The sequence below is a fragment of the Burkholderia sp. Ac-20345 genome, assembly GCF_017104825.1.
Taxonomy (GTDB): domain Bacteria; phylum Pseudomonadota; class Gammaproteobacteria; order Burkholderiales; family Burkholderiaceae; genus Burkholderia; species Burkholderia lata_B.
In genome coordinates this window covers 1-11,626 of the sequence record NZ_JAAGPO010000261.1, presented here as the reverse complement: position 1 = coordinate 11,626, position 11,626 = coordinate 1, and the positions used below count along the sequence as shown (strand labels likewise).

Genomic DNA, 11,626 nt, shown 5'->3' with positions numbered 1-11,626 from the left:
CCCGCGATCCGGCCGCCGACGGTGCCCGTCGGCACGTCGCGGCTGCGCGTGTCGCTGTCGGCCGCGCATTCGTTCGACGATCTCGCGCGGCTCGAAGCCGCACTGATCGAAGCCAGCGACGCGGCTGCTGCCTCCGTTGACGCGGCTCCGCAGGAGACGGAACAGCCCCCACGCTCACTTCGTTCGCTGCCCCCCGAGGGGGGCGCAGCCTCCCTTGGGGCGGCCCGGCGGGAGACTGCAGCATGACCGCTCCGCTCTCGCTGTTCGTCACCGGCACCGACACCGAAATCGGCAAGACCTTCGTATCGGCCGCGATGCTGCACGGCTTCGCGCGGCACGGCCTGCGCGCAGCCGCATTGAAGCCCGTCGCGGCCGGTGCGTATGAACGCGACGGCGTGTGGCGCAACGAGGATGCCGACCAGCTCGACGCAGCCGCGAACGTCGTATTGCCGCCCGAGCTGCGCACGCCGTTCCTGCTGAAAGCACCGGCCGCGCCGCATATCGTCGCCGCGCAGGAAGGCGTGACGCTCGACATCGACACGATCGTCGCATGCCATCGCGAAGCGCTGACGCGCGCGGATATCGTCGTCGTCGAAGGTGCCGGCGGCTTTCGCGTGCCGATGAACGACACGCAGGACATGGCCGATCTCGCGGTCGCGCTCGGCGTGCCGGTCGTGCTCGTGGTCGGCGTGCGGCTCGGCTGCATCAACCACGCGCTGCTCACCGCCGACGCGATCGCCGCACGCGGCCTCAAGCTCGCCGGCTGGGTTGCGAACCACGTCGACCCGGCCATGTCGTTCCCTGACGAGAACATCGCGACGATGCGCGACTGGCTCGCCCGCGAACACGGCGCGCCGCTGCTCGGCCGTATTCCGCACCTGAGCCCGGCAGCCCCCGAATCCGCCGCGGCGATGCTCGACATCGCCGCGCTCGTCGAGACGCTGCGCACCGCGCAGCATTGACCCAACAGAAACTGATCCCCCGATCCCTCATCCCCGACCAGGACAGGAAAACGATATGACCCAAGCCCAGACCGCCGCCACCGTGCAACCCGACGCGATTCCCGTGGCCGCTCCGGTCTCGCAGCGCTGGCGCGTCGCCGACGTCGTCGCGCTGTTCGAGCTGCCGTTCAACGACCTGATCTTCCGCGCGCAGCAGGTGCACCGCGAACACTTCGACGCGAACGCGGTGCAACTGTCGACGCTGCTGTCGATCAAGACGGGCGGCTGCGAGGAAGATTGCGGCTACTGCTCGCAGTCGTCGCACCACGACACGGGCCTGAAGGCCGAGAAGCTGATGGACGTCGACGCGGTGCTCGATGCCGCGCGCGCGGCGAAGGCGAACGGCGCGAGCCGCTTCTGCATGGGCGCCGCGTGGCGCAACCCGAAGGAGCGCCACATGCCGGCGCTGACCGAGATGGTGCGCGGCGTGAAGGAACTCGGCCTCGAGACCTGCATGACGCTCGGCATGCTGGAAGACGAGCAGGCGCAGGAACTCGCGAACGCGGGCCTCGACTACTACAACCACAACCTCGACACGTCACCGGAGTTCTACGGCCAGGTGATCTCGACGCGCACCTACCAGGATCGCCTCGACACGCTCGACCGCGTGCGTGACGCGGGCATCAACGTGTGCTGCGGCGGCATCATCGGCATGGGCGAATCGCGCCGCGAACGCGCGGGCCTGATCTCGCAGCTCGCGAACCTGAACCCGTATCCGGATTCGGTGCCGATCAACAACCTCGTCGCGATCGAAGGCACGCCGCTCGAAGGCACCGCGCCGCTCGACCCGTTCGAATTCGTGCGCACGATCGCGGTTGCACGGATCACGATGCCGAAGGCCGTCGTGCGCCTGTCGGCCGGCCGCGAGCAGCTCGACGACGGGCTGCAGGCAATGTGCTTCCTCGCCGGCGCGAACTCGATGTTCTACGGCGACCAGCTGCTGACGACGAGCAACCCGCAGTCGCAGAAGGATCGTGCGCTGTTCGAGCGCCTCGGCATCCGTTCGAGCGACGCGGACGCGATGTCGGCGAACGCGTAAGCGCAACGCACGGCGGATTCGTCCGCCGCATGAAAAAGCCGGGATACGTCCCGGCTTTTTTTACGCGTGCGCCGCGCACTCAGCCCGCACCACCCAACGCACGCGGCTCCATGAACGTGTGCCGGAAATAGTCGCGCACCGCGTGCATCGCGGGGCTCAACTCGATGTCCTTGCGCCAGGCGAGACCGACGCTCATCGGCGGCACCGGGTCGCGCAGCACGATCGTCTCGATCCGCCGCCCTTCGAGCGACCACGGCCGGTACACCATGTCGGACAGGATCGCGACGCCGCTGCCGTTCGCCACCATGCTGCGTACCGCCTCGACCGACGACGTGCGCAGGATCACGTTCGGCCGGTACGGCGTCTCGTTCCAGTAGCGCAGCGCCGTCTGCCCGGCCTCGTCGACCGTCAGCATCACGAACGGCTCGCGCGCGACTTCCGCGAACGTGACGCTCTCGTGCCTGAGCAGCGGGTGATGCGCACCGACCCACAGCCGCCGCACCGAGTGGATCACCGGCTCCAGCACGAGTGCCGGATTCGACACGTTCGACGTGAGCAGCACGGCCATGTCGTAGCGGCCCGCGATCAGCCCTTCCTCGATCGACTCGCGGTTCAGCTCGTGCAGGTGGATCGTCAGCCGCGGGTACAGCGTGTTCAACCGCAGCACGTGATGCGGCAGGAAGTAGCCGAGCACCGTGTAGCTCGCGGCGATCGCGAGCGTGCCGGTCAGCGTGCTTTCGAGGTTCGGGATCCGCATCGCCTCGTCGACCGACGACAGGATCGTGTACGCGTGATTCAGGAAGCGCCGCCCCGTGTCGGTGAGCGTCACGCCCGACGGCGTGCGCAGAAAGAGCTGCGTGCCGAGGCTGTCCTCCAGCTCCTTGATCGCGCTCGTCACGGCCGACTGCGAAATCGTGAGCTGGATCGCGGCCTGCGAGATCTGGCCGAGCTCGGCGGTCGCGACGAAATACTTGAGCTGTCTGAGGGTCAGGGCCATGGTCGATGAGAAAACAGATGGGCACGCGATAAACATCATAACAACCGTGCCGCGCCCATGAACCCGACCTCGTGGAAACCCTGCCATCCCTGCTCCGGCGGTGCTTGGTGGCCGATTTCCTCGATATCGAAAAAATCGATACGGTCGCATATAAAAATAGAACTTTTTTGACGCACCCCACGCGGCTAACCTGCGTTCAACACGGTTTCGGCATGCGCCACGACGCACGCGAACCGGAGAACCTGGAGGAGCACACCGTATGAGGAAGCACAGCGTCGACCTGAACTCCGACATGGGAGAGGGCTTCGGCCCGTGGACGATCGGCGACGGCGTCGACGAGCAGATCATGCCGCTCATCAGCTCGGCAAACATCGCCACCGGCTTTCACGCCGGCGATCCGAACATCATGGCGCGCACGGTGCAGCTCGCGCGTGACGCCGGCGTCGGCATCGGCGCGCACCCGGGCTTTCGCGATCTCGTCGGCTTCGGCCGCCGCACGATCGCCGAAACGCCGCAGGCGCTCGTCAACGACATCCTGTACCAGCTCGGTGCGCTGCGCGAGTTCGCGCGCCTGAACGGCGTCAGCCTGCAGCACGTGAAGCCGCACGGCGCGCTCTACATGCACGCGGCGGCCAACGAGGCGTTCTCGCGGCTGCTGATCGAAACGCTGCAGCGCGTCGATCCGGGCCTGTGGCTGTACTGCATGGAGGCGTCGGTCACGTACCGCGTCGCCGTCGAATACGGGCAGCCGGTGATCCGCGAGTTCTACGCCGATCGCGACTACGACCGCAGCGGCTCGATCGTGTTCACGCGCCGCGTCGGCCGCCTCGATCCGCGCCAGGTCGCCGACAAGGTGCTGCGCGCCTGCATCGACGGCAAGGTGCGGACGATCGACGGCGACGACATCGACATCGATTTCGATTCGGTCTGCATCCACAGCGACACGCCGGGCGCGCTCGACCTCGTGCGCGACACGCGCCACGCGCTGATCCGTGAAGGCATCCGGACCGCCGGGCCGCAACCGCTCGCCGCCCATCACTGATTCAAGGAGACACACGATGGCATTGCACGAAATCGTCAGCCCGCTGCCGGGCACCTTCTACCGGCGCCCGTCGCCCGATGCGGACTACTACGTCGCGGTCGACGCGACGGTCGCCGCCGGCGCGGTGGTCGGCCTCGTCGAGGTGATGAAGCAGTTCACCGAGATCGAAGCCGATGCCGCAGGGCGCGTGGTCGAGCTGCTCGTCGAGGACGGCGAGCCGGTCGACGCGGGCCAGGTGCTGATGCGGATCGAGGGGTGACGCGATGAAACCGGAAACTTCCCACGACACGTTCTACCGCCCGTCGCGGATCCGGACCGTGCTGGTCGCGAACCGCGGCGAGATCGCGGTGCGCGTGATCCGTGCCGCGCGCGAACTCGGCATGCGCGCGGTCGCCGTGGTCAGCGACGCGGACCGCGACAGCCTCGCCGCACGCATGGCAGACGAAGCCGTTCACATCGGCTCGTCGCACGCGGCGAAAAGCTACCTGAATCCCGCCGCGATCCTCGACGCCGCGCGGCAGTGCGGCGCGGACGCGATCCATCCCGGCTACGGCTTCCTGTCCGAGAACGCGGCTTTCGCCGCGCAGGTCGAAGCGGCCGGCCTGATCTTCGTCGGCCCGGACTCGCGGGTGATCGCGACGATGGGCGACAAGGCCCGCGCACGCGAAACCGCGCGGCACGCCAACGTGCCGACCGTGCCCGGCAGCGACGGCGTCGTGCAATCGCTCGACGAGGCGCGGGAAGTCGCCGCGCGCATCGGCTACCCGATCATGATCAAGGCGGCCGCCGGCGGCGGCGGACGCGGCATCCGCGTCGCACACGACGCCGCACAGCTCGACGCCGAGCTGCCGCTCGCGCAGCGCGAGGCGCAGGCCGCGTTCGGCGACGGTGGCGTGTACCTCGAACGCTTCATCGCGCGGGCGCGCCACATCGAAGTGCAGGTGCTCGGCGACGGCCGCAACGTCGTCCACCTGTTCGAGCGCGAATGCTCGCTGCAGCGGCGGCGCCAGAAAATCCTCGAGGAGGCACCGTCGCCTTCGCTCACGCCCGCGCAGCGCGACGCGCTGTGCGCGTCGGCCACGCGACTCGCGCAGGAGGTCGGCTATCGCAGCGCGGGCACGCTCGAATACCTGTTCGACGACGCGCGCGGCGAGTTCTACTTCATCGAGATGAACACGCGCATCCAGGTCGAACATCCGGTGACCGAGGCGATCACCGGCGTCGATCTCGTGCGCGAGACGCTGCGCATCGCCGACGGCGAGCCGCTGCGCTTCGCGCAGCAGGACATCGCGATGCGCGGCGCGGCGCTCGAATGCCGGATCAACGCGGAAGATCCGCTGCAGGATTTCCGCCCGAACCCCGGCCGGATCGACGAACTGGTGTGGCCGACCGGCCCCGGCGTACGCGTCGATTCGCTGCTCTATCCGGGCTACGTCGTGCCGCCGTTCTACGATTCGCTGCTCGCGAAGCTGATCGTGCACGACGAGAGCCGTGCGGCCGCGCTGCAGCGCCTGGCCCGCGCGTTGGGCGAGCTGCACGTCGGCGGCCTGAAAACGACCGCGCCGCTGCACGTCGCGCTGCTCGCGGACGACGACGTGCGCGCCGGGCGCTATCACACGAATTTCCTCGAAGCGTGGATGCCGCGATGGCGTGAGGCCGCGACGGCCGCCGCGCAACAACACGCAGCCGAAAATGCAGACGCCGTGCGCGTCGGGGAGGCGATGTGACGACCCGTTATACGTTCGGCGGCGACGAGTTCGTGTTCGTCGAAATCAGCGAATCGATGTCGCTCGATGCGTTCTTCAAGGGCACGGCGATCACGCGCGAACTGCAGCGCCGCGCGGTGCCGGGCATCACCGAGATCTGTCCGGCGAATGCGTCCTACCAGGTGCGCTACGATCCGGACGTGATCGAGCCCGACGCGCTCGTCGCGCTGTTGAAGACGATCGAGGCCGAAGTCGGCGACGCGCCGCTCGAACTCGACACGCGCATCGTCGAGGTGCCCGTGCTGTACAACGACCCGTGGACGCACGAGACGCTGATGCGGTTTCGAGAACGCCACCAGGATCCGTCATCGACCGATCTCGAATATGCGGCGCGCATCAACGGCAAGCGCGACGTGGATGAATTCATCGCCGCGCACTCCGGTTCGCCGTGGTTCGTGTCGATGGTCGGCTTCGTCGCGGGCCTGCCGTTCATGTACCAGATGGTCGAGCGCGAACGCCAGCTCGAAGTGCCGAAGTACCTGCGGCCGCGCACCGACACGCCGAAGCTGACGGTCGGCCACGGCGGCTGTTTCGGCTGCATCTACTCGGTGCGCGGCGCGGGCGGCTACCAGATGTTCGGCGTGACGCCGGCGCCGATCTTCGACCCCGCGCAGCGGCTCGACTACCTGCGCGACTTCATGGTGTTCTTCCGGCCCGGCGACATCGTGAAATTCCAGCCGATCGATCGCGCGACCTACGACGCCGCGGTGGCCGACGTCGAGGCCGGCACCTTCTCCCTGCGCGTGCGCCCGGTGAAATTCTCGCTCGACGCCTTCCTGCGCGATCCCGATGCGGTCAACCGCTCTCTCGTCGAGGTGCTGCATGCAAACTGACGCGCACAACCTGATCGAGGTCGTTAAACCCGGCCTCGCGACGTCGGTCCAGGACATGGGCCGGCAAGGCTACTACCACGTCGGCATTCCGCCGTCGGGCTCGCTCGACCAGTACGCATCGCGCGCGGCGAACCTGCTGGTCGGCAATCCCGAAGAAGCGGCCGTGCTCGAGTTCACGCTGCTCGGCCCCGAGCTGCTGTTTCATACGGATGCGCTGATCGCCGTCACCGGTGCCGAGATGACGCCGAAGATCGACGGCATCGGCCAGCGCTGCAACATCGCGCTGCGGATCCGCGCGGGCAGCGTGCTGTCGTTCAATTACGTGAAGGCCGGCGCGCGCGCGTATCTCGCCGTCGCGGGCGGCATCGACGTGCCGGTCGTGCTCGGCAGCCGCTCGACCTACACGCTCGGCGCGATCGGCGGCCATGCGGGCCGGCGCCTGCAGAAAGGTGACCGGCTGCCGATCGGCGCTGCCGTTGGCACGCACCGCGAAGGGCGCGAGCTGCCGGCGGCCGTGAGCCGGCCGCTCGACAACCAGGTCGAGTTGCGCGTACTGACGGGCCTGTACCACTACCGGCTCACCGACGAATCGGCGCGCACCTTCTTCGACGACGAATGGACGGTCGCGCCCGAAGCCGACCGCATCGGCTACCGCTACAAGAACGGCCGCGCGCTGCAGTTCCGGCCACGCGAGCAGCCGTTCGGCGCGGGCGCCGATCCGTCGAACATCGTCGATGCGTGCTACCCGATCGGCTCGATCCAGGTGCCGGCCGGGCTCGAGCCGATCATCCTGCACCGCGACGCGGTGTCGGGCGGCGGCTACGCGACGATCGGCACGGTCATCAGCGCCGACATGGACCTGATCGGCCAGATGCAGCCCAACCACCGCGCGCGCTTCGTGCGCGTGACGATGGCCGACGCGCTCGCCGCGCGCCGCGAGTACCAGCGGCGCCTCGCGCTGCTGCGCGCCGTGCTGCGGGACTGAGCACCGGGCGCCCGGCGCGCGTGCCGGGCGCCTGACGCCCCCTCGTTTCTTTTCCGCTGTCGGTTCCCGCCCGCGCGGCTGTGCGCCGCGCGGCGGGGACGCTTGCGCGCTGTTTCCGTACCTGCCGAACCGGTTGCCCGCCCGACGTCGGGGCAACCCTGCGGATCGCATGTGCCGCGGCCGAGACGTCGTACGCAGTTTCTGCTCATCAAGGAGCACGATCATGGCCAACCTGGCTCAGGCCCGCCCCGACGAGGATCTCGACCTGTCGACGCTCGCCGTTCCCGACCACGCGCGCATGCCGCCCTTTTCGCTGACGATGGCGTGGTGGGCCGTGTGCAGCGCGGTGTTCTACATCGTCGTGGGTGCCACGCTCGCGCTCACCTACGGCGCGCGCAACGCGCTGATCGGGATGGCGCTGTCGGTCGTGTCGTACGGCCTCGTCAACACGGTCATCAGCCGCTATGCGATCCGCACGGGACTCTCGGTCGCGCTGTTCTCGCGCGTGCTGTTCGGCAGTGCCGGCGCGGCGCTCGCGACACTGATCTTCTTCGCGACGGCGATCTACTACGCGGTGTTCGAAGGCTCGGTGATCGCGGTTGCCGCGCATCACCAGTTTCCGGCGCTCGACTACAAATGGGCCGCGCTGATCGTCGTCTGCTACAGCGTGCCGCTCGTGTTCGGCAGCGTGCAGCACTGGCTCGACAAGTTCAACGGCGTGCTGCTGCCGTTCTACCTGCTCGGGCTGCTCGCGGCGGTCGGGCTCGCGACGGCCGAATACGGCTACAACGCGGCCTGGCTCGATTTCGGCCCGACGGGCGCCGTGCCGGCCGGCGGCTGGTGGCACTGCTTCGTCTACTACATGGGTGTGTGGGTGCTGATGATGTTCACGTTCGACTACGCGCGCTTCGGCCGCAAGGAAGACGCCGGTTATCACGGCCGCTTCAACTTCGGGATGCCGTTCTACCTCGTCACGTTTCTCGTCAACGGCGCAGCCGGCATCTATCTCGTCAGCACGATTCCGGGGCTCGGTACGCTCTCCGAAGTATCGGTCGTGCTCGCGCTGCTGAAACTGATGGGGGTGTGGGGATTGCTGTTCGTGTGGGTCACGCAATCGCGCATCAACACCGCGAACTACTATCTCGCGACCGTCAACATGCAGGCGTTTTTCCTGAAGGTGGCCGGCCTGCGCGCGCCGAAATTCGTGTGGGCGCTCGTGGTCGGCGCGGTCGTCTATGCGCTGATGATGGCGGACATCTTCTCGCGGATCCTGCAGGCACTCGCGTACCAGGGCATCTTCGTCGTCGCGTGGGTCGGCGTTGCGCTCGCGCACATCCTGTCCGACCGGTACGGGCAGCTCGTCGGCGACGACGTCGAATGCCGCGACGCCCATGTGCCGACCTTCAACCCGGGCGGGCTGACCGCGTGGTTCGCCGGCGCGTTCGTTGGACTCGCGCTGAACCAGGCAACGGGGTTTGCCGCGTCGCTGTCGGCGCCCGCGACGTTCGTCGTGTCGTGGGTGGTCTATCGCGCGCTGCTGGGCACGGCCAAGCGGACCTGGTTCGTGCGCAATACGTGACGGGGCGCCCGCACGCCGCCGTGCATCATCCGATCGTCGGCACCGCGCTGCCCTGTGCGTCGCGGATCACGGTCTTTTCGACCCGCCAGCGCACGCCGTCGAGCACGTCGACCGCATACTCGCCGGCGCGCGGCTGCGGCGTGCGCGCCAGCGCCTGTACCGAATAGACGCACGCGCCGCCGAGCGCGTCCCAGCCCGGCGCGCCGTCGTCGTCTGCGCCGTCCTGCGTGGCGTGTGACGCGCCCGTCATGTGGCCCGCCCTTCCGGATGGCGTACCGATGTGTCGTATCGGCGCGTACGGCAGCGGCAGCGGCAGCGGCCGTGCGCCGTGTGCGTCACACGTGTGCCGCCGCACCGTCGATCGCCGCGCGCACGCGCTCGACGAGTGGTTGATCGACCGGTGCCAGCACCTCGCCGCGCGGCCGCACGCCCGAGCCGAAATGCACCGCGCGCACGCCGGTGGCACGGACGAAATCGCCGACCGCGTCGACCGTGAGCCCCGAGCCGGCCAGCACCGTGCAGGTCGAGCCGGCCGCCTGCCGCACCAGCCGCGTGATCGTCGCGACCGCGTCGAGCACCGACGGATGACCGCCCGACGTCAGCACCGACGTGACGGCCGGCACGCGCAGCAGCGCGTCGAATGCGGCGTTGAGGTCGCGCGACACGTCGAACGCGCGGTGGAACGTCAGCGCGCGGCCGTCCGCCGCGGCCGCGATGCGGGCCAGGGCGTCGAGATCGATGTCGCCGCGCGCGTCGAGCGCGCCGAACACGACGCCGTTCGCCCCGGCCGCGACGGCTGCACGCACGTCGCGTTCGATCACGCGCAGGTCGTCGGCGTCATAGACGAACGACCGGCTGTGCGGTCGCACGATCACGTTGACGGGAATCGGCACAGCGGCCACGACGGCTTCGATCAGGCCGACGCTCGGCGTCAGCCCGCCTTCGGTGATCGCGGTCACGAGTTCGAGGCGATCGGCGCCCGCACGGGCGGCGGCCTTCGCATCGCCGACGGTCGTGGCGATCACTTCGAGGAGAACGGAAGAGGCGGCGTTTCGGTTCATGGGCGGCCTGCGAATCGTCTGGACAATTCGCGCATCCTAGCCGAGCCGCGTGACGGACGCCAGCGTGACGGCCGCCGCGCCGTCAGCCGCGCCCCGTCAGCCGCACCGTCAACCGCGTCGCGCGAGCCACACGCCGACGAGCGCGGACAGGCCTGTCACCACGGTGCCGGGCGCGAACCGGAACATCCGCGCGTTCAGGTCCACGCCTTGCTGCTGCAACACGTCGACGATCCCCGGCGCGAGCAGCAGCGTCACCCAGCCGATCATCCCGAACGCGGTGGTCGCGGTCGCGATGAGCAGCGCGATGCCCGCGCCGCGCGCACGTGGCCGGAACGCGCCGGCGAATGCCCCCACGGCCAGGAGCACGGCCGACAACCCGCTCAGCACCGCGACGAACACGAGCATCGGCCCCATGTGGCCGAGCCTCATGAACGCCATCATCTGCGCGGTAATCACGCACATGCCCGCGATCGCAAACAGCACGATCGCGAGCGCATTGCGCACGAAGCTCATGCGTTCGCCTGGAAATACGCGGTCGCGGGACGCCGGAACAGCAGGTAGACGAACAGCGCGAACAGCAGGACGCCCGGAATCAGCACCGCGTACATCGACGCCGGCATGTTGATGAACGAGAACGCGAAGCTGAACACGGCCGTCGCGATGTAGGTCTTGCGCGACCATTCGCGGCCCTTGAGGATCGCGATGCCGATCACGACGTTCACGACTTCGAGGATCACGCTGATGCCGAGCGTCGCCCAGACGGGCAGCAGGTAGTGCGACAGCAGCGCCTGGGTGGTCGGCATGCCGATCGTGAAGGGCGTATAGATGCACGTGATCGCGTTCGTCACGATGATGATCCACGCGAGAATGGTCAGCGAAATCGGTCTTTTCATTGTGTTTTCCTTGTTATTCGCCGCCATGGTGGCCCCCGGGACGGCGCGCTCGCGGTCACGATGGCCCGCGGTCGCGCCATTGTCGGGGAAGCTCGCGGCGAACGCAACGACCGCCCCGCGCCGCTCGCCCCGCTCGCCGCCTGCGGTGCGCGCGGCGCTAGCCGGCGTCCGCTTCGTCGTCGCCCCAGTCGATATCGCCGCACAGCACGCGCTGCGCATCGCCGACGCGCACGGCCACCGACAGCGTCACGCACGGCTGCGCCTCGTTGATCGACAGGTACGGCCGCGTGACCTGCACGCGCCCCGGCTCGGCGATCGCCGAGCGGAAATACGGCCGGCGCAGCCAGTTCGCGCCCTGCGCATCCGCCAGCGGCGAGAAGCGCGCCTCGGCGAGCGCGCGGTCGGCGCGCAGCACGACGTTGCGGCCCGA

General features: G+C 68.7%; 13 protein-coding genes and 2 pseudogenes. 9 read left to right on the top strand and 6 right to left on the bottom strand.

Going from position 1 to position 11,626, the window contains the following annotated elements; translation table 11 throughout:
- From G3O06_RS43245 to bioB, 3 genes and pseudogenes are all read left to right on the top strand, one after another.
- Positions 1 to 246: pseudogene (locus G3O06_RS43245) on the top strand (8-amino-7-oxononanoate synthase); the annotation flags it as partial.
- Positions 243 to 962 carry a dethiobiotin synthase gene (gene bioD, locus G3O06_RS43240; RefSeq protein WP_175034565.1) on the top strand — a complete coding sequence of 240 codons (720 nt, stop codon included), beginning with the start codon at positions 243 to 245 and terminating at the stop codon, positions 960 to 962. The pseudogene G3O06_RS43245 and the gene bioD, both read left to right, overlap by 4 nt.
- 55 nt (positions 963 to 1,017) lie before the next feature.
- On the top strand, positions 1,018 to 2,040 hold the full coding sequence (gene bioB / locus G3O06_RS43235) for a biotin synthase BioB (RefSeq protein ID WP_174974003.1): 1,023 nt from the start codon (positions 1,018 to 1,020) through the stop codon (positions 2,038 to 2,040).
- Between the two features lie 79 nt (positions 2,041 to 2,119).
- Here bioB and G3O06_RS43230 read toward each other — a convergent pair whose 3' ends face one another.
- Positions 2,120 to 3,037 (bottom strand): LysR family transcriptional regulator, encoded by a 918-nt coding sequence (locus tag G3O06_RS43230; protein ID WP_069249003.1) that lies wholly within the window; start codon positions 3,035 to 3,037, stop codon positions 2,120 to 2,122.
- 259 nt (positions 3,038 to 3,296) lie between these two features.
- Between G3O06_RS43230 and G3O06_RS43225 the strand changes: the two genes are divergently transcribed.
- From G3O06_RS43225 to G3O06_RS43200, 6 genes are all read left to right on the top strand, one after another.
- Positions 3,297 to 4,079 carry a 5-oxoprolinase subunit PxpA gene (locus tag G3O06_RS43225; protein WP_089441145.1) on the top strand — a complete coding sequence of 261 codons (783 nt, stop codon included), beginning with the start codon at positions 3,297 to 3,299 and terminating at the stop codon, positions 4,077 to 4,079.
- Positions 4,080 to 4,095: 16 nt separating this feature from the next.
- Positions 4,096 to 4,338 carry an acetyl-CoA carboxylase gene (locus G3O06_RS43220; RefSeq protein ID WP_089457021.1) on the top strand — a complete coding sequence of 81 codons (243 nt, stop codon included), beginning with the start codon at positions 4,096 to 4,098 and terminating at the stop codon, positions 4,336 to 4,338.
- Between the two features lie 4 nt (positions 4,339 to 4,342).
- The gene (locus tag G3O06_RS43215; RefSeq protein ID WP_205819749.1) at positions 4,343 to 5,806 is read left to right on the top strand and encodes an acetyl-CoA carboxylase biotin carboxylase subunit; all 1,464 of its coding nucleotides are present in this window, start codon (positions 4,343 to 4,345) and stop codon (positions 5,804 to 5,806) included.
- The gene (locus G3O06_RS43210) at positions 5,803 to 6,678 is read left to right on the top strand and encodes an allophanate hydrolase subunit 1 (protein WP_174974007.1); all 876 of its coding nucleotides are present in this window, start codon (positions 5,803 to 5,805) and stop codon (positions 6,676 to 6,678) included. The genes G3O06_RS43215 and G3O06_RS43210 overlap by 4 nt, the downstream gene beginning before the upstream one ends.
- On the top strand, positions 6,668 to 7,663 hold the full coding sequence (locus G3O06_RS43205) for a biotin-dependent carboxyltransferase family protein (RefSeq protein ID WP_174974009.1): 996 nt from the start codon (positions 6,668 to 6,670) through the stop codon (positions 7,661 to 7,663). The genes G3O06_RS43210 and G3O06_RS43205 overlap by 11 nt, the downstream gene beginning before the upstream one ends.
- Before the next feature lie 223 nt (positions 7,664 to 7,886).
- Positions 7,887 to 9,242, top strand: coding sequence for an allantoin permease (locus G3O06_RS43200; RefSeq protein ID WP_205819748.1), 1,356 nt, complete (start codon positions 7,887 to 7,889; stop codon positions 9,240 to 9,242).
- A 25-nt stretch (positions 9,243 to 9,267) separates the two neighbouring features.
- Here the strand turns inward: G3O06_RS43200 and G3O06_RS49430 are convergent, their stop codons facing one another.
- The 5 genes and pseudogenes from G3O06_RS49430 to G3O06_RS43175 form a co-directional block, all read right to left on the bottom strand.
- On the bottom strand, positions 9,268 to 9,492 hold the full coding sequence (locus tag G3O06_RS49430) for a hypothetical protein (protein WP_241020536.1): 225 nt from the start codon (positions 9,490 to 9,492) through the stop codon (positions 9,268 to 9,270).
- 85 nt (positions 9,493 to 9,577) lie between these two features.
- Entirely contained in the window at positions 9,578 to 10,303 is a 726-nt protein-coding gene (locus G3O06_RS43190; RefSeq protein ID WP_174974013.1) for a copper homeostasis protein CutC, read from the bottom strand.
- A 108-nt stretch (positions 10,304 to 10,411) separates the two neighbouring features.
- Complete coding sequence (locus G3O06_RS43185; protein ID WP_205819747.1) at positions 10,412 to 10,816, bottom strand: hypothetical protein; 405 nt, start codon at positions 10,814 to 10,816, stop codon at positions 10,412 to 10,414.
- On the bottom strand, positions 10,813 to 11,196 hold the full coding sequence (locus G3O06_RS43180) for a hypothetical protein (RefSeq protein WP_175000498.1): 384 nt from the start codon (positions 11,194 to 11,196) through the stop codon (positions 10,813 to 10,815). Before G3O06_RS43180 ends, G3O06_RS43185 begins: the two co-directional genes overlap by 4 nt.
- 157 nt (positions 11,197 to 11,353) lie before the next feature.
- Positions 11,354 to 11,626 (bottom strand): annotated as a pseudogene (locus tag G3O06_RS43175) (EAL domain-containing protein); the annotation flags it as partial.